At 46.6% G+C, this 23,294-nt stretch carries 14 protein-coding genes, 4 tRNA genes and 1 pseudogene; 6 read left to right on the top strand and 13 right to left on the bottom strand.

Going from position 1 to position 23,294, the window contains the following annotated elements:
- Nucleotides 1-40: 40 nt before the first annotated feature.
- Nucleotides 41-1,111 (bottom strand): 4-hydroxythreonine-4-phosphate dehydrogenase PdxA, encoded by a 1,071-nt coding sequence (gene pdxA / locus HMPREF9999_RS00620; protein ID WP_009436308.1) that lies wholly within the window; start codon nucleotides 1,109-1,111, stop codon nucleotides 41-43.
- 71 nt (nucleotides 1,112-1,182) lie between these two features.
- Nucleotides 1,183-2,250, bottom strand: a complete 1,068-nt coding sequence (rlmN, locus tag HMPREF9999_RS00615) for a 23S rRNA (adenine(2503)-C(2))-methyltransferase RlmN (RefSeq protein WP_009436307.1) — start codon at nucleotides 2,248-2,250, stop codon at nucleotides 1,183-1,185.
- Between the two features lie 372 nt (nucleotides 2,251-2,622).
- On the opposite strand from rlmN, the gene HMPREF9999_RS00610 reads away from it, so the two are divergent.
- Together HMPREF9999_RS00610 and HMPREF9999_RS10645 are read left to right on the top strand one after the other, a co-directional pair.
- Nucleotides 2,623-3,570: a GRP family sugar transporter gene (locus HMPREF9999_RS00610; protein WP_009436306.1), complete on the top strand. Its 948-nt coding sequence runs from the start codon at nucleotides 2,623-2,625 to the stop codon at nucleotides 3,568-3,570.
- A 198-nt stretch (nucleotides 3,571-3,768) separates the two neighbouring features.
- Nucleotides 3,769-3,941, top strand: a pseudogene (locus HMPREF9999_RS10645) (aldo/keto reductase); the annotation flags it as partial.
- A gap of 334 nt (nucleotides 3,942-4,275) precedes the next feature.
- Here HMPREF9999_RS10645 and HMPREF9999_RS00605 read toward each other — a convergent pair.
- From HMPREF9999_RS00605 to HMPREF9999_RS00585, 5 genes are all read right to left on the bottom strand, one after another.
- Nucleotides 4,276-4,348 (bottom strand) — tRNA-Lys (locus HMPREF9999_RS00605).
- A 39-nt stretch (nucleotides 4,349-4,387) separates the two neighbouring features.
- A tRNA-Lys gene (locus HMPREF9999_RS00600) sits at nucleotides 4,388-4,463 on the bottom strand.
- Between the two features lie 157 nt (nucleotides 4,464-4,620).
- On the bottom strand, nucleotides 4,621-5,862 hold the full coding sequence (locus HMPREF9999_RS00595) for a nucleotide sugar dehydrogenase (RefSeq protein WP_044062799.1): 1,242 nt from the start codon (nucleotides 5,860-5,862) through the stop codon (nucleotides 4,621-4,623).
- A gap of 141 nt (nucleotides 5,863-6,003) precedes the next feature.
- Nucleotides 6,004-6,078 (bottom strand) — tRNA-Glu (locus HMPREF9999_RS00590).
- 8 nt (nucleotides 6,079-6,086) lie between these two features.
- Nucleotides 6,087-6,173: transfer RNA gene (locus HMPREF9999_RS00585), tRNA-Ser, on the bottom strand.
- 306 nt (nucleotides 6,174-6,479) lie between these two features.
- On the opposite strand from HMPREF9999_RS00585, the gene HMPREF9999_RS00580 reads away from it, so the two are divergent.
- Nucleotides 6,480-7,673: a Gfo/Idh/MocA family protein gene (locus tag HMPREF9999_RS00580; RefSeq protein WP_009436302.1), complete on the top strand. Its 1,194-nt coding sequence runs from the start codon at nucleotides 6,480-6,482 to the stop codon at nucleotides 7,671-7,673.
- 118 nt (nucleotides 7,674-7,791) lie between these two features.
- Complete coding sequence (locus HMPREF9999_RS00575; RefSeq protein ID WP_009436301.1) at nucleotides 7,792-8,745, top strand: D-2-hydroxyacid dehydrogenase; 954 nt, start codon at nucleotides 7,792-7,794, stop codon at nucleotides 8,743-8,745.
- Between the two features lie 157 nt (nucleotides 8,746-8,902).
- Here the strand turns inward: HMPREF9999_RS00575 and HMPREF9999_RS00570 are convergent, their stop codons facing one another.
- From HMPREF9999_RS00570 to recQ, 4 genes are read right to left on the bottom strand one after another with little or no spacing between them, the layout of a single operon-like run.
- The gene (locus HMPREF9999_RS00570; protein ID WP_009436300.1) at nucleotides 8,903-10,927 is read right to left on the bottom strand and encodes a family 20 glycosylhydrolase; all 2,025 of its coding nucleotides are present in this window, start codon (nucleotides 10,925-10,927) and stop codon (nucleotides 8,903-8,905) included.
- A gap of 8 nt (nucleotides 10,928-10,935) precedes the next feature.
- Nucleotides 10,936-12,441 carry a tetratricopeptide repeat protein gene (locus HMPREF9999_RS00565; RefSeq protein ID WP_157049570.1) on the bottom strand — a complete coding sequence of 502 codons (1,506 nt, stop codon included), beginning with the start codon at nucleotides 12,439-12,441 and terminating at the stop codon, nucleotides 10,936-10,938.
- A gap of 33 nt (nucleotides 12,442-12,474) precedes the next feature.
- Nucleotides 12,475-14,214, bottom strand: coding sequence for a glutamine--tRNA ligase/YqeY domain fusion protein (locus tag HMPREF9999_RS00560; RefSeq protein ID WP_009436298.1), 1,740 nt, complete (start codon nucleotides 14,212-14,214; stop codon nucleotides 12,475-12,477).
- Nucleotides 14,215-14,272: 58 nt separating this feature from the next.
- The gene (gene recQ / locus HMPREF9999_RS00555) at nucleotides 14,273-16,459 is read right to left on the bottom strand and encodes a DNA helicase RecQ (protein WP_009436297.1); all 2,187 of its coding nucleotides are present in this window, start codon (nucleotides 16,457-16,459) and stop codon (nucleotides 14,273-14,275) included.
- Nucleotides 16,460-16,823: 364 nt separating this feature from the next.
- Between recQ and HMPREF9999_RS00550 the strand changes: the two genes are divergently transcribed.
- Nucleotides 16,824-19,058 (top strand): TonB-dependent receptor domain-containing protein, encoded by a 2,235-nt coding sequence (locus HMPREF9999_RS00550; protein ID WP_157049569.1) that lies wholly within the window; start codon nucleotides 16,824-16,826, stop codon nucleotides 19,056-19,058.
- 48 nt (nucleotides 19,059-19,106) lie between these two features.
- Entirely contained in the window at nucleotides 19,107-20,321 is a 1,215-nt protein-coding gene (locus HMPREF9999_RS00545) for a hypothetical protein (protein WP_009436295.1), read from the top strand.
- A 754-nt stretch (nucleotides 20,322-21,075) separates the two neighbouring features.
- On the opposite strand, the gene clpX is transcribed toward HMPREF9999_RS00545, so the two are convergent.
- Nucleotides 21,076-22,320 (bottom strand): ATP-dependent Clp protease ATP-binding subunit ClpX, encoded by a 1,245-nt coding sequence (gene clpX, locus HMPREF9999_RS00535; RefSeq protein ID WP_009436292.1) that lies wholly within the window; start codon nucleotides 22,318-22,320, stop codon nucleotides 21,076-21,078.
- Nucleotides 22,321-22,530: 210 nt separating this feature from the next.
- Complete coding sequence (gene clpP, locus HMPREF9999_RS00530) at nucleotides 22,531-23,199, bottom strand: ATP-dependent Clp endopeptidase proteolytic subunit ClpP (RefSeq protein ID WP_044062820.1); 669 nt, start codon at nucleotides 23,197-23,199, stop codon at nucleotides 22,531-22,533.
- Between the last annotated feature and the right edge of the window lie 95 nt (nucleotides 23,200-23,294).

Genomic DNA, 23,294 nt, shown 5'->3' with positions numbered 1-23,294 from the left:
TAAGCAATAATCAAATTAAGTGGAGAAACAACGAGATTGTTTAGCTCTGACGTTGGCGACGATCATCACGATGATGGCGAGGAGTGAATGGAAGAGGGTTAGCATTGGCCTCATCGTAGCTTAGGCGGTGACGATAAATGTCGATAGCCGCATAAATAGCTTGGAGGAGTGAGAGTTCCGAAGCCACACCTTTGCCCGCTATATCGAAAGCCGTGCCATGATCTGGGGATGTGCGCACAATATTCAGCCCTGCCGTGAAGTTTACTCCGTCGTCCATGGAGAGAGCCTTGAAAGGTGCAAGCCCTTGGTCGTGATACATCGCGAGAACTGCGTCAAAATGGCGGTAAGCTCCCGCACCGAAGAAGCCATCAGGGCTGTATGTGCCAAATACGGGGAGACCTTCGGCTTGTAACTGCGCGATAAGGGGCTGGAGCACGTCTTGCTCCTCCTTGCCCAACAGGCCTTCATCGCCGTTGTGTGGGTTGAGACTGAGCACTGCTAGGCGAGGTGATGAACAATCAAAGTCGCGTTTTAGGCTTGCTAGGATTTGACGTATACAGGTTTCCACGCGTTCTATGGTAATCTGCTCAGGCACTTCCTTGATAGGCACGTGCACGGTGGCTAAAGCTACGCGAAGCAACTCATTCATTAAGATCATCAAGGCACTACCTTCGCTGCGTGCCTCAAAAAACTCCGTATGTCCTGGGAATTGGAAAGACTCGCTTTGAATACTTGCCTTGTTGATGGGGCAGGTCACCACCACATCAATCTTGCCAGCTTTGACATCTTCGGCTGCGCGTTCGAGAGCTTGGTGTGCCCAACGGCCTGCTTCAGCAGAAGGTTGGCCAAAGTTTACTTTCACCTCAGCACCTTCTGTCACATCCACCAAGTTAAGCTGTCCTTCTTTGGCTGCTTCAGCTGAGGCTACCACCTTCCATGTGGTCTCGAGTCCAAGTTGCTGGCGATGTGCTTGGGCTGCTTGATCGCTACCATAGACAATGGGAGTGCAAAGTTCAAAGAGAGTAGGTTGGGAAAAGGCTTTGAGAATCGTCTCATAGCCGATGCCGTTCATGTCTCCGTGGGTGATGCCCACGCGTATCTTATGTGTCATGTTGTTGATGCTGAGAGGTCGTTGAAGAAAATCATGGAGAAGCAGGACTGCTCATCGAGTAGGAAGAGCACTTATGCACGTTCTTCTTCCATGCGCTTGGTGGTGAGCATACCACAGGCTGCGTAGATGTCTTGTCCGCGCGAAGCACGAATGGTGGTGGTGATGCCGTGATTGTTGAGATAGTCTCGCATACGTTCCATCGCCACTTCGTCTGTGCCGTCAAAACGCGTGTCGGGAATCGTGTGGAATCGAATCATATTGATGCGACAATCCAAGGGAGCCAAGAGTTTAATCAAGGCTTTGGCATGATCTATCGAATCATTGATGCCTTTGAAGACGATGTATTCAAACGTGAGTCGGCGTTGTTTGGCGCCTTCTGCGTAGTCCTCGTTGGTCTTGCGGCAGAAATCATATTGACTCAGCAACTGTACCATATCTTCAACGCCAAAGGCGCGTTCGGCAGGCATCATGGCTTTGCGCTCATCTGGCAAAGGATGGTGGAGGGAAACCGCAAGCGAACAGTTGCTTTCGTTGAGGAATCGAATCAAACCTTTAGCGACTCCTACGGTAGACACCGTGATGCGCTTCGGACTCCAAGCATATCCCCATTCGGCAGTCATCGCTTTTGTGGCGCGGAGCACATTTTCGATGTTGTCCATCGGTTCACCTTGTCCCATAAATACGATGTTGGTGAGCTGTTCGCGCTGAGGCAGAGAATAAATCTGGTTGAGAATGTCGGCAGCTGTGAGATTTGCCATGAAACCTTGTCGGCCGGTCATGCAAAACTCACATGCCATCTTGCAGCCCACTTGCGAGGATACACAGAGCGTAGCACGTTTTCCATCGGGGATGTAGACTGTTTCGATGTAATGTCCACGCTCTGTTTTGTAGAGATATTTGATAGTACCATCTTTAGACTCCACGCTTTCCACGGGAGTTGAGATGCCAATCTTGTAGTTTTCTGCGAGTTTTTGTCGCGCAACCTTGGAGAGATTAGTCATCTCGTCAAAAGAGCGCGCATGTTTGTCGTATAGCCAACCACAAATTTGTTTTCCCACAAACTTGGGTAAGCCCAAATCGAGTGCCACAGTTGTGAGTTCTTCGAGCGAAAGTCCCAAAAGTGAAGGTTTTGCGTCCACTGTTGCGTGGGGCTTTGTCGAGGATGGGCTTGTATTTGTTGTCGTAGTTGTGGGAATTGTCATATTTGTTTCTATGTTTGTGATGCTTTGTTGCCGTTGTCAACAAACTATTCCTTGCAAAAATACGGAATTCTAGAGGAATAGCCTTTTGTTTTCTGAGTAAAGTCCCCAAAATGAAGCGTAATTTGACACACTTTTTACGAAGTGTCACATGAGATTTCCAAAATCGATAGTACGTAAGCCACAAAATAATCTTTTTTTCTAGTATTACAATGTAGTTGTTGATTAAATGTTACCTTTGTACCCTCTCTAATTTCTCGGCTATGGCTTGTGAAGTATTATTGACAGAATTTATAATCAACAAACTTTACGATGATGTATATACTATTTTCTTTGCTGCCAGCTTTGTTCTGGGGGCTATTACCTCTAGCAGTTGCTAAAGTTGGCGGACGTCCCATTCAACAAATTATAGGAACAACGGTCGGCACTTTTCTTGTGGCTTCGTTGGTCTTCCTTGTACAACGTCCTGAAATTGGGCAGAGTATTTTTGGCTGGTGTGCCCTATCGGGTGCTTTTTGGGCATTTGCTCAAATGCTACAGTATCGTTCTTTTGAGCAAATTGGAGTTTCCAATGGTATTCCCATTTCTGTGGGTATGCAATTAACAGCAAATGCCGTAGTGGGTACTCTGTTTCTTGGAGATTGGCCGACTTGGGGTGAACGCTTCGTGGGATTTGGTGCCATTGCCATCATTGTTGCTGGTATTTATCTCACCACGTTGCAAGAGAAAAAAGAGTCTGCGTCCAATGTTCGTGTGGAACTCTTGCAAGAGGTGAGTGGGGTCTCTCATGATGAATCGAAAGCTCCTCAAAGAGATATGCGAGGTGGATTCGTCACACTCACCATTGCAACCGTAGGCTATGTGGGCTTTTCGTTTATTCCTGCAAAATTTCATGTGCCCGGTCAAGTTGCATTTTTCCCACAAGCTCTTGGAATGGTGGTTATGTCTCTGTTGCTTTCTCTTTTCTTTCTGCGTCAGCGTCCATTTTCTAAAAAGAGTGCACAAAACTTGCTAGGTGGTTTTATCTTTGCCATCGCAGTTCTGCTTTATCTTATATCGATAGAGTTTAATGGAGTGTCCATTGCTGCTTCTATGGCTCAGATGAATGTAGTGCTAGCTACTCTTGGTAGTATCTATATTTTGGGAGAAAGTAAGACGAAGTGGGAACTTAAACGTATTTTCCTTGGACTATTCTTAGTTGTAGTAGGAGGTTTCCTCATTGGTCTTACTTCTGTAGATTGGGTTAAAAGCCTCTTTTGAAACTTCTTCTTTCACTCCTAACTGATAATTCTCAGGTTGTAGCCATAAGAAATTAGAGCTGTTTTTTTACTGCTCCGAGAAGATTACACAAAACATGGAATGAGTTGGGGAAAATCTGTGTTGTCAACGAGAGTATCCAATAAATAACTATATTTGCTCTGCATATTTAGCTGAATGTAAAACTAAAATCAAGAAGTCATAAGAACTATCACATTGAACAATGGCATAGAAATGCCACAAATAGGTTATGGCGTATTTCAAGTGTTGCCAGATAGGCGGAGTGTTGCGTAGCTGATGCTTTGAGTGTAGGCTATCGTATAATTGATACTGCGCAAGTCTATCAAAACGAAAAAGGGGTGGGGCGTGCTATTTAGAAAAGTGGTATCAAACGCGAAGATATTTTTGTTGTCGATAAAATATGGTTTTCGCAGTGCAGATGTGGCCAAGATGTTTATGAAATGGTCAGATTTGATTAAGTAAGGCTTAGACCTTACTTATGAAATGGTCGCTTATGGTGGCTCACAAACTCGTTATGACCGCGATAAATGCAAAGAGTGGTTCAGAAAGATACTCTAAGCATTTATCGCAGTTTTATATAGATTTCTCCGTTGGGTCGGAGATGAATAAGAGGCTGTGGGAGAGTGGTGATGGCGGATGGCTTCAGTGCAAAAAAAGCTCCATCTCATTGAGATGAAGCTTTTGGAGTACACTCTCAGGGATTCGAACCCTGGACCCACTGATTAAGAGTCAGTTGCTCTACCAACTGAGCTAAGAGTGCAACAGTGGAATCGTTGCTACTAAATCCTCCAAAGGAGGTTGGTACACTCTCAGGGATTCGAACCCTGGACCCACTGATTAAGAGTCAGTTGCTCTACCAACTGAGCTAAGAGTGCAGTGCTTAGTAGCATTGTTTCCTTGTTTCGGGTGCAAATCTGAAACGTCCAAATGTTTCAGCAGTTTTTTTGCTTGAAACTCTCAAAAAACACTTTTTTCTCTATGAATAACGCAGAGTGAAGCGAGAAAAAGGTGTTTTAGTACAAAGATTGCGCGCTAGTCTCGAGAGAAAAGATCGCGTGTGTAGACCTTGTTTTTGACATCGTCGAGTTGTGTGTCGTAGCGATTGGCAATGATGGCTTGCGATATGGATTTGAATTTCTCCAAATCGTTGACTACTAAACTTCCAAAGAAGGTGCTACCATCTTGGAGGGTGGGTTCATAAACGACGACGGTGGCTCCCTTGGCTTTGATGCGCTTCATCACTCCTTGGATAGAGCTTTGGCGAAAATTGTCGGAATTGGCTTTCATTGTCAGTCGATACACTCCAATCACACAGTCTTTTTCATTGGCAGGATTGAAAGCTGGGTTTTCTCCATAGTAGCCTGCAGCGCGCAACACGCGTTCGGCGATGAAGTCTTTGCGCGTTACGTTGGATTCCACAATGGCGCGCACTAAGTTTTGGGGAACATCCTGGTAGTTGGCCAAGAGCTGTTTGGAGTCTTTGGGCAAGCAATAGCCGCCATATCCGAAGGAGGGATTGTTATAGTCGTTGCCAATGCGAGGGTCTAGGCAGACTCCGTGAATGATTTGCTCGGTGTTGAGCCCTTTGAGTTCTGCATAGGTGTCGAGTTCATTGAAGTAGCTCACGCGCAGTGCGAGATAAGTGTTGGCAAAGAGCTTTACAGCCTCGGCTTCGGTGAGTCCCATGAAGAGGGTGTCGATGTCGGGTTTCAAAGCTCCTTGTTGGAGTAGGGCTGCAAAGGTGTGAGCGGCTTCATCTAGTCGAGCATCGCCTTCAGGACGTCCTACGATGATGCGTGAAGGATAGAGATTGTCGTAGAGAGCTTTGCTTTCGCGGAGAAATTCAGGGGAAAAGATGATGTTGTCGCTCCCCATGCGCTGGCGAATCTGCATGGTGTATCCCACGGGAATAGTGCTCTTGATTACCATAATGGCTTTGTCATTTACTGCCATCACAGCTTCTATCACAGCTTCTACGGCAGAGGTGTCAAAGAAGTTGCGTTGTACATCATAGTTGGTGGGAGCGGCAATCACCACGAAGTCGGCGTTGCGATAGGCACTAGCTGCATCGAGTGTGGCAGTCAGATTTAGTTCCTTTTCTGCCAGATATTTTTCAATGTAAGTGTCTTGGATGGGTGAGCGTCTCGCATTGACAGCTTCGACACGTTCGGGGACGATGTCTACAGCTGTGACGTGATGGTGTTGAGCTAGGAGGGTGGCAATGCTCATGCCGACATATCCAGTGCCGGCAAAGGCGATGTTGTAAGTGTTCATGGGATGTATCATCTATAAATGACCATGTGGTGCTCAGTGGACTGGTGTGTTTGTAGCCCAACAGCCCAGTAGGGTATAAAGGCTATTAAGAAAAAAAGCGAGTTTCGATGAAGAAACTCGCCTAGTCTTTTGTGCCATTAGTGGTAGTGCCTACGGGAATCGAACCCGTATGTCATGCGTGAGAGGCATGTATCCTAACCATTAGATGAAGGCACCATAAGGTGCGGAAGGTGGGGGATTCGAACCCCCGGTACGGTTGCCCGTACGTCAGTTTAGCAAACTGGTGGTTTCAGCCACTCACCCAACCTTCCTTGGGTGCATTTGTTTGTCAAACGCAGTGCAAAAGTAGGCACTTTTTTCGAAACTACCAAGAGTTTAGATGAAAATATTTGGAGAAAATGCGATTTTCAATAGAATTCTATTTTGAAGGTTCCTTTTTGATGAGCGTGAATGTGGCTTTTTTCTGGTGGAGGATACAAGATATCTAACGTATGCTTCGACAGGTCTTGTTTGCTTTATTTGCTTTATGCTATATATTCTTATTCTGATTGGTCGAAAATTCGTATCTTTGCCTAGTATAAATCTGCTAATTCTTTTGTTAGAAAACCGCATTGCTCATGATTCATTCTCGCACTTCTGCACTTGCACTCCGTTGTGCCCCCCTTCCCCTTGTCCGCATTGGTTTTGTAGGTCTAGGACGAAGGGGACTCGCCACTCTGCGCCGTTACCAATATATAAAGGGTGTGGAGGTGACCGCTTTGGCAGATTTGTCGGAAGATTGTGTGGCTGCAGCAAAGTCTGTGTTGCAAGGTTGGGAAAAGTGTGAAGGAGTGAAAGAAGCATCTGAAAGTTTGGCTCATGTCTCTGAAGAGAAGCTCCTGTGTTACGTGGGGGAAGATGCTGCCACCCAACTTATGCATTCAGGAGAGGTGGATGTGGTGTATCTTTGTACGGATTGGGATTCGCACACCCCCTTAGCTGTGGAAGCGATGCGAGCAGGAAAGCACGTGGCTGTGGAAGTACCTGCTGCCACCTCCGTGGAGGAATGCTGGATGTTGGTGCGCACGGCAGAAGAAACGCAGCGACATTGCTTCATGACGGAGAATTGTTGCTACGACTGGTTTTCGCTGGCCGCACGCTCTTTATATAATAGCGGGTTTTTCGGTACATTGACTCATGCCGAAGGAGGTTATCTTCATGATTGGCGGAAGTTTTTTGCCGATGTTCAGACACAGAGCTACGAACAAGGAGCTTTTCATGGTGGTAATCCTTACCCCACGCATGGTATAGCCCCAATAGGTCAGCTGTTGCGCGACAATAACGACCGTATGGTGCAACTCGTTTCGATGACTGGCCGAGCCATGGGGCAGGATAGTAGTTTGGGGCATGCTAATTCTACCTTAATCACTACAGAAAAGGGCGTAACAGTTTTGCTTCAATTTGATTGTACTACACCACGTCCATATAGTCGTTTGCAAACGCTTTGTGGTACGAAAGCATTTGCACAGAAATATCCTAATGTTACTGTACAAAAAGATCCAGGAGTTTGGATCAATGAGGAAGCTGAAGCCCTGTTGTGGGAAGCACCTCTGACACCACAGATGAAAGCGTGGCAGGAAGGTAAGGCGCGTGGGGTGGAGAACCCAATGAACTATGCCATGGATGTCCGCTTCGTAGCGTGTCTGCAGGCAGGTTTGCCACTTGATATAGATGTGTATGATGCTGCGGAATGGTCGTGTCTCGTGGAACTAACGCGAGTTTCAGCTGAACAAGGTGGAATGCCTGTGGAGATTCCTCGTTTTCGTCCATAAAGTAGTAACTAGCCTTTCCAACTCCGTAGCAATAGAGGCTGCCTTTTCCCATCTTTGTTGCTGCTAGGCTAACGATATCGGTAATTATTCTTGACACAACATATAAAAGATTAGACTAATGAATATCGTATTTCTCGATAGTTTTGTGCTCAATCCTGGTGATCTCCAATGGGGACGTTTGGCTGAATTGGGGCAATTCACTGTATATGATCGCACTCCTTCAGATCAAATCGTAGAGCGGGCTAAAGATGCTGAGGTGATCATCCTCAATAAAAAGCGGATGACTGAAGAAATCTTTGCACAATTGCCGAAACTGCGCTTGATTTTAGTTTGTGCTACTGGCTATGATGTCATAGACCTCGAATCTGCGCGCCGACATGGCGTGACGGTGTGCAATGTTCCGGCTTATAGCACGCTGGCTGTGGCGCAACACACGCTTGCACTCTTGTTGGAGCATACCAATCGTGTGGGACATTATGCTCAACTCAACCGTGACGGCTACTGGGCGCGCAGTCGCGATTTCAGTCTTTGGGATGAAGCTGTGGAAGAACTCGCACAGCAACGCATCACCATCGTAGGATGGGGGAATATTGGCCGAAAGGTGGCCGAATTGCTCCGTGTGCTTGAAGCCGAAGTATGTGTGGTGACAAGCCAATCTGCGGAGTCTCTCCCTAAAGGTGTGAAAAAAATCTCTATGGATGAGGCATTTGCTACATCGGCTGTCGTTTCCTTGCATTGCCCCTTGAAGCCAGACAACAAGGCTTTTGTGAATGCAGAACTCTTGTCGAAGGCACGCAAAGGATTAGTGCTCATCAACACGGCACGCGGTGGCTTGATAGACGAGAAGGCTGTAGCCGAAGCTTTGCACAATGGACATCTTGCGGCGTATGCTTGTGATGTGTTGGCACAAGAGCCACCTGCTGCCGATAATCCCATACTGAATGCTCCCAATAGTTATGTGACCCCTCACATCGCCTGGGCAGGTGCTGCTGCGCGTGGCCGTATCATTAGCATCATGGCGGACAATCTTGAGGCTTTCCTCGCTGGAAAACCACAGAATGTGGTGAGCTAAATATACTTCATTGTATAGATATTTCCACTTGTTGGACTATTATACAAAACATCCCCCAGCGTTCACGTAGAACGATGGGGGATGATGTTTTTAGGCTTGCCACAAATGGGACGAAGCGGAAGAGTTTATAAAAGTCTTAGTGTTTGTTTCACCGACATTACTCTTGTGCAAAGTTAGAAACAGCGAGTTTCAAGATTTGTCCTTTGAAGTTTCCCGTGCGTTCCAAGGGGAAGACCAGCGTGCGCTGGTAGTACATCTTAGAAGCTGCGTAGGGATCGGAGGTGGCTCCGGCTGCACCTGCGTTAACTTGTGCGCTGCCTACGGTGAGAGGGTAGAGTGCTTGGCGGAATTTTCCGTCTATAAGCAGCGTTGTTTCCTTGTTGGTGCCGATGAAGGTGAGGCGTACAGTGCGGTCTTTGGGCAAAACGTAGTCGAACTCATTGAGGTAACCCTCACGCTCAAAGGCCAATTTTCCGTTTTGTGGAGATGCCAGATAGACTGTTGCATCGGGAGATTGGAAAAGCACAGCACCTTTCGTTACTTCGTCGGCTTTGATGGTGACGTCTACGGTGTAGTTGTAACCGATTTCGCGACCAAACCAGTCGAGCGAGGTGTTAGGTTGCAAAGGCAGGTGCGCATATTCTACTGTGGTACGCCCGGTCTTGCCAAGCGTACGTCCGAGGAGGTTGACACCAGGTGCCTCGCTGAGGATGGGGCTTAGGCGAGCGAAGTCGGCATAAGGTAAAGAAGTCTTTGCTGCTGTCCAAGTCTTGGTAGCAATAGTTTGAAGGGCTGGCATTACACGGTGGTGAATGTCGCGCACGGTGATGCCATTTCCTGCATGGTCGTTCCATACGGCAAACATACCACCTTGGATAGAAGGATCTCCCTCTTCAAACTTCTGGTTGCCGATTTGAGCAGGTGTCCAATGCTCGTAGAGGAAGGGGCAATTGAGGTAGTCGTAATAATAACCAGCTGCAGGGACTATGTAGACATAGCCATCGGGGATGGACACCATTTGGAAGCCTTGCTCCTTCATCTTCTTGGGGTCGGCATATCCATTGTACCACATTTGTAGCAATACATCCTTAGATTTCACAGGAGTCTTACCATCGGCGTGGGTGAGTGCACCCCAAGCCACGGCTTGCTTGCCATAGCGTTCAACGTGCTTGATGAGATGGTCGGTGAGGGAGCGGAATAATTCTACCACTTCCTTGTCTTTGTTGCTGTATTCGTCGGTACCAATGTGCACGCGCTTGCCTACAAAGACGGGGTTCTTACCACTACAGTACTCGGTGAAGAGACTATCTAGGAAAGGTACTACAGCGGGATTGCGCAAATCGAGATGGTCTGCTCCAAATTCTTCGCTGCCGAGTGAGGGACGATAGTGGGTAAAGGCCAGAGAGTGTGCGGGGACATCAATCTCAGGGATGATATCTACGCCTTGAGTTGCGGCTTCGCGTTGGAAATCAATGAACTCCTTCTTGGTGTAGTGACCATCTTTGGCAGTGAGTCCAGGAAAATAGTCGCTCTCCAAACGGAAAGCAGCGGGAGTCTTTGCCCAGTCGTTGCCAAAATACTGCTTGAAGCCATTGTCATTGAGGTGCACTTGGAGCGTATTCATCTTATAATAAGCCATCACCTTGACAAGTTGGCGTAAATAGTCCATGGGGATGTATTTACGACCAGCATCGATCATGAAGCCACGAAGGGCATATTGTGGACGATCGGTGGTGACACCTTGCGGAATGGCGTGAGATTGAGTTTGTTCGCTCAGTTGGAGAAGGGTGCGTGTGCCCCAAAATGCACCCGTAGGTTGGGAAGCAGTGAGGGTAACGTGGTCAGCAATGTTGAGGTGATAGCCTTCAGTGCCGAGAGTGTCAGCTTTAGACAGCGCAGCAAAACCCGCTTTGGCGAAGACGAAGTCACCTTTCTGTGGTTTTCCGCTGTTGATGATGAGATTTTTGCCCAACATCGTATAATAGTCTTGGGCGAAAGCTCGTGCGGCAGGGAGAAACTGACTATCTTGCACCACGATTCTGCCAGAAGGTACGAAGTTGCCCTTACCGCCTTGCCATGAAGTGAGTTCGGGAACAACGAAGGGGCGAGGATTTTGTGCCATAGCTGGTGACACTACGCAGAGTGCTCCAGCGAATAGGCTCGCTATTAGAGTCTTATTCATTGCTTTTATTAGGGGGTGTTGCTGAAGTAGTCGGTTAGAATGCGTGTTGGAATTTCATGCAAGGGCACGTCTTTATACAACTGACCAAGGACTTGTTGCATTAAACTCGGTTGATGCTGCAAAGCAGCTGCGGAAGTGGTGGAAAAAACTTCTTTATTGCGTAGCTGAACAGCGGCATAAGCTAGATAGACTTGTGCTTCGCTCTCACTTGAGAAACCTGCTTTGAAGAGATATTCCCAAAGATCTTGTACCTCTTTATAGAGTTTGCATTCATATAAGAGTTGTGCTACTTGGACATTCCGTTCATCACTGCCTGGGACAAGACTGAAGCGGTGGCGCATCATCTCAATACCGAAAGGAATAAAACCGTAGTTAAAGGCGATGCGTGCTGTTTGGAATATCATTTCATCGTGAGGAACACCTAAAGAACTGAGCGTAGCCATACAAACATAGGCTTGTCGGATGTCGCCTTCCATAGCAAAGGAGACCGCGAGGTCATGAGTGATACGCTGCTTATCGGGGTTCTCGTTGTTGCAATTTTGTATAGCGTGTTGCAGTGCCTCTCTACCTTTGGCGATATTCTGACGATTGAGATAAATCTCTCCCACGGAGAGCGACATGGTGTAGTCGTTAGGTTCGAGTGTGTGGTAGAGATCGTAGGTATCGATGACAGTGTCCCAGTCTTCTTTTCCTAAGGCCGAAATGGCTTTCATGCGCAGTGCTTTCTGATGATTGGGCTCGATGGCTAGTGCATATTCGGCTGCTTCAGAGCATTTGTCGAAGTCCTTGCGCTCATTGGCAAGTTCGGCACGGAATATCCAGGCATCTATGTTGTAAGGATCTTCATCTATCACTCGTTCCACTTCCTCTTCTGCTTGCTCTGGTGCACCATAACGCATTAGAATCTCGCCTTGTAGCAAGCTCACTCGACGCTGAAGAGGTGAATTCTTATCGATGAGCAAGAGGTATTTCTTTGCAAAGACCTCGCTTCCATAGTCAAGAAAGAGTTCGGCTATCTCCATGCGCAAGTCGTCGAGGCTGGCAGTTTGTTCAGGATTCTCCAAAAGCTCCTCCTCAATAGCTTGTTGTTCCCGAGAAAGAATATTTTCGTAAATCGCATCAGCATCGAAAAAGCGAACTTCGCTGAGAGCTTTTTCGGCAAAAAAGAATTGCACGTCGATGTGGTCTTGGTCAGGGAGTTGCTTCGCTAAGGTTTCGGCATCATGCCATCTTCCGTCGTTTTTCAGGCGATACACCTTTCGCATAAGGATATCTGCATCGTTGGGATGCATGCGGAGAGCAATACGAAGACAAAGCTCAGCTTCTATCGTCTGCTGAGTTTGCTCAAAATGGTCGAGAATATCTAAAATGTCGGGAACATCCATCCAAAAGGGGATAGAGGCTTCCGACAAATTCTTCTGATACTCACGCACTAAGGTTTGCATTTCTTCGGGCGAACGCTTCATGGTGGCGAAAGTAGTTGAGAGTGAGCATTGAGAAAACGTAGTCCCCATGAGAAGATTCTTCCTCTCATGGGGGACTACGCTTTATTTATGTTTGTCTTCTTTGAGCGAAACGGTGCTGTTGAAGACAAGATGTTCTGGCGTAGACTCTGGGTCAATGTTGTAATAGCCTGTGCGAGTGAACTGCAAGTAGGAGAGTGCTGGAAGCGTTTGTACGAATTTCTCTACAAAGGCTTGCTTGTTCACGCGGATGCTATCAGGATTGAGGAAGGGGCGCATGGCTTCGATACCGCGAACACCATTTTCTTCTTCGTATTGCTTGATGGCATCACGAGGATTTTCGCATGTCCAAAGGCACGCATAGTTACGTACCTCAGCGGGCAAGCAGTGGTCGCAGCTCAACCAGTGAATGGTGCCCTTAACTTTGCGGTTAGCACCTTCTGTACCCGCCTTAGAAGTCGGATCATAAGTGCAGTAGATTTCCTCTATTTCACCAGTTTCCTCGTTCTTTTTGCAGCCAGTGCAGTCTACAATATAGGCACTCTTGAGGCGAGTTTCCTTGCCCACAGCCATGCGGAAGAATTTCTTGTCGGCTACTTCCTTGAAGTCAGCGCGTTCAATCCACAGTTCGCGGCTGAATTCGATGGTGTGCGTGCCATCTTCAGGACGTTCGGGGTTGTTTTGCACTTCGAGCAGTTCGCTTTGACCTTCGGGATAGTTGGTGATGATGAGCTTCACAGGATCGAGAACGGCCGATACACGTGTGGCGCGTTCGTTGAGGTCTGTGCGAGCAGCACTCTCCAAGAGCTTGATGTCATTGAGCGCATCGAAGGTGGTGTAACCAATCTTGTCGATGAACATGCGGATGCTTTCGGGGCTGTAGCCACGACGGCGGATACCACAAAGCGTTGGCATACGAGGGTCGTCCCAACCATTTACCACGCCTTCTTTCGTGAGAAGCAAGAGATTACGCTTCGACATGAGCGTATAGTTGAGGTTGAGCTTGTTGAACTCAAACTGGCGTGGGCGATTGTCGGAGAGGTCTTCACCGCGTACCTCTTTGTACCAGTCTACAAACAAATCGTAGAGAGGACGGTGGGGCACAAACTCAAGCGTGCAGATAGAGTGTGTAACTCCCTCTAGATAGTCGCTTTGTCCGTGAGTGAAGTCATACATGGGGTATGCATTCCAGTGATTTCCCGTACGGATGTGAGGCATATTGAGCACGCGATACATGATTGGATCACGGAAGTGCATATTGTCGCTCGCCATGTCTATCTTGGCACGAAGCACCATTTTACCCGGCTCAACGTTACCGCTATTCATCTCTTCAAAGAGACGAAGGGATTCTTCCACTGGGCGATTACGATAAGGGCTTTCTGTACCAGGGCGCGTGGGAGTTCCTTTTTGAGAAGCTATCTCTTCACTACTTTGCTCATCGACATAAGCGCGACCCTGCTTAATGAGAGCCACGGCAAAGTCCCATAAATCTTGAAAATAGTCAGAAGCATAGTAGATATTGTCCCACTTGTATCCTAACCACTCAATGTCACGCTTGATAGCCTCCACATATTCGTGGTCTTCCTTTTGAGGGTTGGTGTCGTCCATGCGGAGGTTGCACACTCCTCCAAAGCGTTCGGCGATGCCAAAGTCCAAAGCTATAGCTTTAGCGTGCCCGATGTGTAGATAGCCGTTGGGTTCAGGTGGGAAACGCGTTTGGAGTCGTCCGCCGTTTTTACCAGCGGCGAGGTCATCTTTCACGATTTGCTCAATAAAGTTGAGCGATTCTTTTTTCTCGTTAGAGAGTTCAGGAGTGGTAGACATGTTAGTGAGTAGTTAGTAACTCTGCGTGGAGGCGTGAGAGTTAGGAGAAGAGGGGAGATTAGTTGGCCATTTCAGAGATAAACTTGATGCGTACAAGTCTAATCTCCTCTTCGGAATAGTCATTACTGAGTTCGTTGTAGGCTTCTTCGAGGTCGTCAGTTTCTGATTCATGGAAATAATCGTAGATATCTTCTACTGAATCCTCATCAATTTCCTCTTTGATGAAATAATCGAGGTTGATTTTCGTGCCGCTATACACGATGGCATCCAGTTCGTCAAGAAGCTCGTCGAAACCAATGCCTTTTGCTTTTGCTATTTCATCGAGTGGCACCTTTCGGTCGATGTTTTGAATGATGTCCACTTTGAGTTGGGACTTCTTGGCAATGGTACGAATGCGGAACTCCTCAGGGTGAGGGATATTATTCTCTTCGCAATGTTGTCGGATCAGTGTACAGAATTTCTCGCCATATCGTTTAGCCTTTCCGGCACCAACTCCTGGAATATTCTGAAGGTCATTGATGGTCTGCGGATATACCGTAGACATTGCTTCGAGAGAAGCATCTTGGAATATCACATAAGGGGGCACTTCTAGCTCTTTCGACATGCGCTTGCGCAAGTCCTTGAGCATTTGATAGAGTTGTGGGTCTAGGGCACTACCCGCACCACTTTGTGCCGGTGGGTCAGAGGGTTCTTCTTCAAAATCATTGTCTTCTACAATTTTGAAGCTCGTCGGTTTCTTTAGAAACTTTTTTCCCGCTGGGGTAACCTTGAGGATACCATAATTGTCGATGTCCTTTTTGAGGAAATCGGCTAAAAGAGCTTGGCGAATCACTGCATTCCACAGTTGTTCGTCCTCATCATTCTCAGAGCAACCAAAGTTGTCCAAATCATCGTGATGGTGTGCCACAATCTCTTCAGTGGCATTGCCCATCAATATGTTTTTAATATAGTCATCGCGGAAGTTCTCTTTGCAATCAAGAACAGTCTCGATGACCCTACATAAGTAATCTTTTCCTTCCACTTGTTTATGAGGGTGTTTACAATTGTCACAATTGCCACAGCCATCGGGGCTTTCATATTGTTCTCCAAAATAATGAAGGAGCAACTTACGTCGGCATACCGCAGACTCGGCATAAGCGGCCGTCTCTTTGAGGAGCTGACGACCAATGTCTTGTTCGCTAATGGGTTTGCCTTCCATGAATTTCTCCAGTTTCTGGAGATCTTTGTGAGAATAGAAGGCGATGCAGAGGCCCTCGCCGCCATCACGGCCAGCGCGTCCTGTTTCTTGGTAATATCCTTCAAGGCTTTTGGGGATGTCATAGTGGATGACAAAGCGTACGTCGGGTTTATCGATTCCCATGCCAAAGGCAATGGTTGCCACTATCACGTCAATGTCTTCTTTGAGGAAGGCATCTTGCGTATTGCTACGCACTTGCGCATCAAGTCCTGCATGATAGGCACACGCATTGATGTCGTTAGTGCGAAGCACCTCTGTGAGTTCTTCCACGCGTTTGCGTGATAGGCAGTAGATGATGCCACTCACATGAGGGTGGTTTTTAATGAAACGGATGACGTCATAATCCACTTTTGCAGTCTTCTGGCGCACTTCGTAGTAGAGGTTGGGACGATTAAACGAGCTCTTAAACTCAAGAGCTTCAGGAATACCCAAATTCTTTTTGATGTCCATGCGCACTTTATCAGTGGCAGTGGCTGTGAGTGCGATGATGGGCACTTGTCCGATCTCATTGATGATAGGGCGAAGTTTGCGATATTCAGGGCGGAAATCGTGTCCCCACTCCGAGATGCAGTGCGCTTCGTCCACAGCAATAAACGACACACGAACCGTTTTGAGAAAATCGACAAAGCTGTCTTTGTTGAACAATTCGGGCGAGACGTAGAGAAGTTTAGTCTTGCCCGTTGTCACATCGTTCATGATGTCGAGTATCTCGTGTTTGGTTAGTGCCGCATAGATGTAGTGCGCCACACTATTGTCTGCTCTTGTTTGTCTCACCGCATCCACTTGATTCTTCATCAATGCGATGAGGGGAGACACAACGATGGCGACACCTTCCATGAGTAATGCTGGAAGTTGGTAGCATATAGATTTTCCTCCGCCCGTGGGCATGAGTACAAAGACATCATGTCCCGCCATCAGGCTGCGAATAATAGCTTCCTGATTGTTACGAAACGTCTCGAAGCCAAAATACAATTTGAGAGGTTCGAGTAGGTTGGTGTCGTTCGTCATGGATACAAGAGTAAGATTGAGATGACTTGCTCTCGCAAAGTTAGAAAGAACTTTTGATATTTTCGATAGCTTGTCCCACTTTTTTCGCCCCTTTTGGCGAAAAACAATGTTTTTATTATGTTCATATTACTCTCATCTTTTGATTCCTCTTTTGCTTTAGCCTTTTCTTTCCTTTTTTACCTATGAAGCAACCTTCAGCTTTTCTTTACCATCGAATGTCTTTACCTGGGAATACTATGTATGGTGTCATCATTTTTAGGTATAATATCTCTAAATATGCATGATATATTCTGTTTTATTTACCTAGGTTTGAGTATTGTGCAGTTTGTATTTTCTCCTCAATTTTGCAATCAAAAAGTTTGTTATGCGAAATGCAAATTTAGTAGCTTTAGTTTTTGCTACTTTTCCTCCTTTTTTACCCGCTATGGCTGCTAGCGATTCTGCTAGCTTATCTCCTTATATCTCTAGCACATTTCGAGATAATGGTGTGGCTGATACAGTGAATATTCAGAAAAAAGAAAATTACACTTCTAAAGAGTCTTCTTCGGCTTCTACTTCCTCACGTAAGCATCATTTAGGCACAGCCCATGTGGTGGGGCATTCTGTTGTCCATCAGTTGAAATATGCTCCTCAGATTGTCAGTTTAGTGGGAGAACGTCAGTTGCAAGGCACTGCATCTTCTCTTAATGAGGTGCTTAATCGTGTGGCGGGTGTCACCATTAGAACTACAGGCGGAGTAGGAAGCCCTTCGCGCATTTCTGTGCGAGGATTGGAAGGGAAGCGCATGGGACTGTTTATAGATGAGGCTGCCATAGGTCAGTTCAGCAACTTTGTGAACCTTGACGATGTGCCAACGGATATGATAGAGCGTGTGGAAATTTATAAAGGCATCGTACCTTATCGTCTGGGAGGAGATGCTTTAGGTGGGGCAGTCAATGTTGTGGTAAAGGATTATCCTCCACGTTATCTAGATGCCTCCTATGAATATGGCTCTTTCAATACCCACCGATTTAACACGGTCTTCAAACGACACCATGAAAAATCTGGCATAGAGTGGGGAATGGGCGGTCTTTACATACATTCCGATAATGACTATGAAATGACCCTTCACCATCAGGGGGACATTCGTGTACGTCGCAGTCACGATGCTTTTAGCAAGGCTGTAGCAGGAGGTTCGTTGAAAGCTACAAAATGGTGGTTTGATGAACTCAAGCTTGAAGCCATTGCCACGCTCACACGGCAAGAAATGCAGGGCATCGAGTTGAACTATCAGCACGCCTTCAATCATGCACGTTCACTTCTTGGGTCAATCACGGCCAAACGGGAGAACTTCTTGGTCAAAGGCTTGGATTTCGACCTATCAGCAGCCATTAATGTGGGCAACTATGGCCAAGTAGACACTGCGCATGTGGTGCATAATTGGGATGGAACTACACGTCGCTCGCAATCGCCTTATGGAGGAGAAACCATGAATTTCCCCTCCGATTCTAAAAATACCTCTTTAGGTTGGGTGTCAAAACTCAATCTAAACTATGCACTCAGAGAAAATCACCTTATCAATCTCAATCTCTATGGAGCAGGTACGGCCCTGAATCCTAAAAATGACTTGATGGATAAGGCCATGGGGTATAGAGTGGGCTATGATTCTCATCTCAATAGTATTACTACAGGGCTTTCCTACGATGCGTTTTTGTTTAATCGCCGTTTGCAAACAGCCTTAACCCTTAAAAACTTCTACATCAATTCGCGAGGCACACGATTAGAAAACTATTTTCTTAATGTACTTAAACCCATCTACATAGATAGGATGGAGTGGGGAGCTAACTTTGCTCTAGCATATCGTCCCCTTCCAGAATGGCTCTTCAAAGCAGCCGTAAGTTCTGAGGTGCGCATTCCATCCAGCGAAGAACTCATTGGTAATGGCTACACCATTATGCCTTCACCAGATCTTAAGCCTGAGCGTAATAACAGCATCAATCTAGGGATGCTCTATCACAAGAACTTGGAGAGAGGAGGTATGTTGGAAGCTGAATTAAATGTATTCGCCAGTCAGCTTACTGATATGATTCGTTTCACTCCAGGCATGATTCCTTCTACAGCCCATTACGCCAACTTTGGTGCGGTAAACTCGCGTGGTATAGAAGGAGAGGTGAAGGGTGATTTAACTCAGTGGTTGTATGCTTATGTCAATGCCACCTGGCAGGATCTTCGCGATGTTCGTAAGTTTATCCCTGAAACGTCTGTTGACAATCCGTCCTTCAATAAGCGTATTCCCAATGTGCCTTATCTTATGGCTAATTGTGGGCTGGAACTGCATGGTCAAAACTGGCTAGGTGGCAAAGGGCAAAACACGCGTGTGCTCGTTGATGCCTCTTATATCCATCAATACTTCTATGACTTTGAGTTGAGTAGGTATCAAGATCGTAGAATCCCAACTTCCCTCACGTGTGATGCTGCTATCGAACACAGTTTTGCTAATCGTCGTTGGACGCTTACGCTCAAAGTTAAAAACTTGACAAACCGCGAGGTCGTTTCTGAGTTCAATAGACCTCTTCCAGGGCGAAACTTCTCTATAAAATTGCGCTATCTCTTTCGGTAGTGCTTGTAAGTCAGTGAATAATCATTTCTCTAAATAATATAGTATCCTATGTTCAAACACTTATTTTCTGGGCTGACATTGGCCCTCGCTCTCGTGGCAATGTCTAGCTGTGACAATGACACTCCCAACAATCCTACTCCTTCTGCTGCTGGTAGTTTTCTCATCACCACCAATGTAGTCAATGCAGATGGAGCTAGTGGCGTGAGTTATTTCCAATCTGTGGCAAAAATGGAAGGCTCTATCGACAACTCTCAAGCGCGTCCTGCTGGCATGGGAGTTCCTCCCCTTGTCATTGGTAAACATATATTTGTGCTTCCTGACTACATGGGTAGCACTAAGTCTGTGATAACTCACTATGTCAAAGATCAACAAGGTAACATCGTTGAGCGTGGCACACTTGCCATTCCTACCAACTCTGGGGCAAGCAATATTGTACTAGCCACGGAAGAAAAAGCCTATTTGAGTATGCAGAATCTTGGCATAGTCATGGAGTTTAACCCCACGACCATGCAAAAAGTGCGGGATTTTGATCTCAATTCCTTGGCACAGCCAGAGGTGCGTGTAGCTCCTGGTGCGATGGTGCTGCGCGATGGTTTGCTCTTTGTCGGACTCAATCAATTTGATAGTCAGTGGATGCCCCATTTGAAGCAAGCTGAAGTAGCTATCATAGACACAAAAGCTAATAAATTCCTCAAGCGTATTGTGGATACCAAGCATGAACTGTCTTTTGCTACTCGCCCCATTGATGCACATTCCATCTTTGTGAATCCCAAAGACGGTGCTATCTATCTGAATTGTATGGGATCCTTTGGTTTTAAGCCTGGATTTGATAGTGGTATCCTACGCATCAAAAAAGGAGAAACTGAGTTTGATGGAGACTACGTACTAAATATCTCTCAAGCTAAAGTGCCTAACTTCAATCACGCTCTCAACTATCTCGGTACTGTGCGACTTGCTTCTGATGGCAAGGTATATGCTATGGCTGCTTCCTACGAACTCGATGCCTCAGGAAATCCTTACCTAGCTAAAGTGATGGTGCCTGTGTGTATTGATTTAGAAAACCGTTCTGTGGCTTATATTTCTGGGGTTAAACCTTCCAATGGTCATGCTGTCGCGGTTTCAGAAGCTAATGGCAAAATCTATTTCGGAGTCAGCAATGCTGACGACAACGGTTTCTATGCTTACGATCTTGCTGCCAAGAAAATTACGGGGCTTGCACTCCGAGTTCAAGGCTTCCCTGCACAAATGGAAGTGCTTCCCTAGACTTAAGTAGATTATAGCGATTTAGGCTACATTGGAATTCTTATTCTGATGTAGCCTTTTTCATGTCTCATTTATTGTGTTGTGTTTTTTGCCTTTGGCGCGAGTTATTGTTGGTTGATAGCCAACTGTCGCGCGCGCACGTGTGTGCGCGTTACAGTAATTTGGTGTTTTTTGCTTTCACAACCTTCACAGTTTTCTTTGTATCTTCTTGAATTTCATATAGGTTATCGGTGTATTAGGAACGGGGTTCAGAGTCTTCCGTAATTCTCTCCGATATTTCTCAGAAAACCTCCGACATTGTTCGGAAAATCTCCGATATTTTTGTGGAGAAAGTCCGACTTCTTTTGAGAAAACTCTGACATTTCAGTAGAGAACTCCATGGGCTTTCCTGGCTTCTTGTACTCTTGTGGTAGGTCTTGATTAAAAAATAGGGAGTTTGTAGTATGTATCTCTTTGAAATTCTGTTTGTTATGTTGTTTTCTGTGAAGGTTGTGAAAGTAAAAAGTGTAAAACTCAGGGTGCGCGTGCACGCGTACGCGCGTACGTGATGAAACTCTTTCTCTATTCTGGACACCTGCTGATGGTTTGTGATAGAAATCATCCCCCTTCGTTCTAAGGTTAAAATGGCACTGCTAAGTGAAGGGCAAAAACAAAACAAAGCTAGCGAAGAAAGTGGGAAACTTTCGCTAGCTTTGCTGAGTATAGGTTCCTTGTTGAAGAGGAGCTACGGGAAGATGTGAGCAGTTATAGCCAATTACATGGCGGGGATGTTGGTCTTCTCAAACTGCTGACGAGCGTAGTCCAAAGTGATGGTGAGTGACTTCGTGTCGCTCGAAGGTGCTTCGTACATAGCGTCCATCATGATGGTTTCTACAATGGAGCGAAGTCCACGTGCACCGAGCTTGTATTCTACTGCTTGGTCGACGATGTAGTCGAGAACGGCATCTTCAAAGGTCAGCGCAATGTCGTCGAGTGCAAAGAGCTTGATGTATTGTTTGATGATCGAGTTCTTCGGTTCGGTGAGGATATTGCGCAATGCCGTGCGATCCAGCGGTTTCAAGTAGGTGAGCACAGGCAGACGACCAATGATTTCGGGAATGAGACCAAAGGATTTCAAATCTTGAGGCTCTACATACTGCATGAGATCGGAGGCATCGATCTTCTTGAGGTTTTGCACAGAATCGTAGCCCACTGTGTGCGTGTTGAGACGTTGAGCAATTTTTTTCTCAATGCCGTCAAAAGCTCCACCACAGATGAAAAGAATGTTGTGGGTGTCTACGTGGATGTAGTCTTGGTCAGGATGTTTACGACCACCCTTGGGGGGGACGTTTACAATGCTGCCTTCCAAGAGCTTAAGCATGCCTTGTTGCACACCTTCGCCACTCACATCTCGAGTAATCGAAGGGTTGTCGCTCTTGCGGGCTATCTTGTCGATCTCATCGATAAACACGATGCCGCGTTCTGCTTTCTCCACATCGAAGTCTGCCACTTGGAGCAAACGAGAGAGGATGCTCTCTACGTCTTCACCTACATAACCAGCTTCGGTGAAGACCGTAGCATCAACGATGGTGAAAGGAACCTTGAGGAGCTTGGCAATGGTGCGTGCGAGTAGAGTTTTACCCGTACCCGTGGAGCCCACCATCACAATGTTGCTCTTCTCAATCTCCACCTGGTCATCGTCAGAAGCCTTGTTTTTGTTGAGAATGCGCTTGTAGTGGTTGTACACAGCCACTGAGAGATATTTCTTAGCAGCGTCTTGTCCGATGATATACTCATCGAGATACGTCTTGATCTCCTTGGGAGTGGGAAGTGCTCCAAATTCCTCTGCAATGTGCTCAGAAGAAGTGTGCGTGGGGATGGCGATGTCCACCATCTCTTTAGCGCGTTGTGCACAATCGTTGCAGATGTGTCCGTCGATGCCGGTGAGCAACAATTCTACTTCATCTTCGCCACGACCGCAAAAGGAACAGTGTCTTTGGTTATTGTCTTTTTTTGCCATTTTTTCTGGTGTGATATTGCTCGCTGAAAGGAGTATGTAGCTTAAATCTAGGGATAGTCCTTGAGTTATGAGAGTTTGTTGATTCTTCCCTCATCGTCTGCTCTAACAGTCTTTTTTCATGCTTGCTAAGATAAATAACCAGCTTGTAAAAACAAAATCAGACTGAAAGCCAATCAGGAGTGCTAGAAACAATCAGCGAGTGGGAGATACTCAGCCTTTGCGCGAAAGAATTCTGTCTACCATACCATAGTCCTTGGCTTCGCTGGCGGTCATCCAGTAGTCGCGGTCGCTATCGGCCCATACCTTGTCAAACTCGGTGTGGCTGTGCTCAGAGATGATGGTGTAAAGTTCCTTTTTGAGCTTCATGATTTCGCGTGCAGTGATTTCTATGTCAGAGGCTTGACCTTGCGCACCACCCAAAGGTTGGTGAATCATCACACGGCTATGGGGGAGGGCAGCGCGCTTGCCTTCTTGTCCTGCCACGAGAAGAACGGCTGCCATAGAGGCTGCCATGCCAGTGCAGGTGGTGGCAACATCGCTTTGCACGAATTGCATGGTGTCGTAGATGCCAAGTCCAGCATAGACGCTACCCCCAGGAGAATTGATGTAGATGGAGATATCTTTTCCAGGATCGGCTGAGTCGAGATAGAGCAATTGAGCTTGGAGCGTATTGGCGGTATAGTCGTCAATGGCTGTGCCTAGGAAGATGATGCGATCCATCATCAAACGGCTAAATACATCCATCTGAGTAACATTGAGTTGACGTTCTTCGAGGATGTAAGGGTTGAGATATTGGTTTTGTGCTGCCACTACATCGTCGAGGACGAGGGAGTTAATGCCCATGTGTTTGGTGGCAAACTTGCGAAAATCTTGGTGCATAATCTCTAAAGATTGAGAGGGAAGTAATGGGGCAAAATACTTTTTAGCAACATTTCCATTCATGCTTGACAAAAGCTTGAACAAGGAAAGAGTAG

This window comes from Alloprevotella sp. oral taxon 473 str. F0040 (assembly GCF_000318095.2).
In the GTDB taxonomy this organism is placed as follows: Bacteria; Bacteroidota; Bacteroidia; order Bacteroidales; family Bacteroidaceae; genus Alloprevotella.
The sequence above is the reverse complement of the archived record's forward strand: the minus strand, read 5'-3'. Positions and strand labels throughout refer to the sequence as shown.

What these genes read in the sequence shown, in the direction of transcription:
- HMPREF9999_RS00565 (WP_157049570.1), bottom strand. Translation starts at nt 12,441, where the DNA reads ATGGGGACTACGTTTTCTCAATGCTCACTCTCAACTACTTTCGCCACC.
- HMPREF9999_RS00570 (WP_009436300.1), bottom strand. Translation starts at nt 10,927, where the DNA reads ATGAATAAGACTCTAATAGCGAGCCTATTCGCTGGAGCACTCTGCGTA.
- recQ (WP_009436297.1), bottom strand. Translation starts at nt 16,459, where the DNA reads ATGACGAACGACACCAACCTACTCGAACCTCTCAAATTGTATTTTGGC.
- HMPREF9999_RS00610 (WP_009436306.1), top strand. Translation starts at nt 2,623, where the DNA reads ATGATGTATATACTATTTTCTTTGCTGCCAGCTTTGTTCTGGGGGCTA.
- HMPREF9999_RS00550 (WP_157049569.1), top strand. Translation starts at nt 16,824, where the DNA reads ATGCGAAATGCAAATTTAGTAGCTTTAGTTTTTGCTACTTTTCCTCCT.
- HMPREF9999_RS00580 (WP_009436302.1), top strand. Translation starts at nt 6,480, where the DNA reads ATGATTCATTCTCGCACTTCTGCACTTGCACTCCGTTGTGCCCCCCTT.
- HMPREF9999_RS00545 (WP_009436295.1), top strand. Translation starts at nt 19,107, where the DNA reads ATGTTCAAACACTTATTTTCTGGGCTGACATTGGCCCTCGCTCTCGTG.
- clpX (WP_009436292.1), bottom strand. Translation starts at nt 22,320, where the DNA reads ATGGCAAAAAAAGACAATAACCAAAGACACTGTTCCTTTTGCGGTCGT.
- HMPREF9999_RS00560 (WP_009436298.1), bottom strand. Translation starts at nt 14,214, where the DNA reads ATGTCTACCACTCCTGAACTCTCTAACGAGAAAAAAGAATCGCTCAAC.
- HMPREF9999_RS00575 (WP_009436301.1), top strand. Translation starts at nt 7,792, where the DNA reads ATGAATATCGTATTTCTCGATAGTTTTGTGCTCAATCCTGGTGATCTC.
- HMPREF9999_RS00595 (WP_044062799.1), bottom strand. Translation starts at nt 5,862, where the DNA reads ATGAACACTTACAACATCGCCTTTGCCGGCACTGGATATGTCGGCATG.
- clpP (WP_044062820.1), bottom strand. Translation starts at nt 23,199, where the DNA reads ATGCACCAAGATTTTCGCAAGTTTGCCACCAAACACATGGGCATTAAC.
- pdxA (WP_009436308.1), bottom strand. Translation starts at nt 1,111, where the DNA reads ATGACACATAAGATACGCGTGGGCATCACCCACGGAGACATGAACGGC.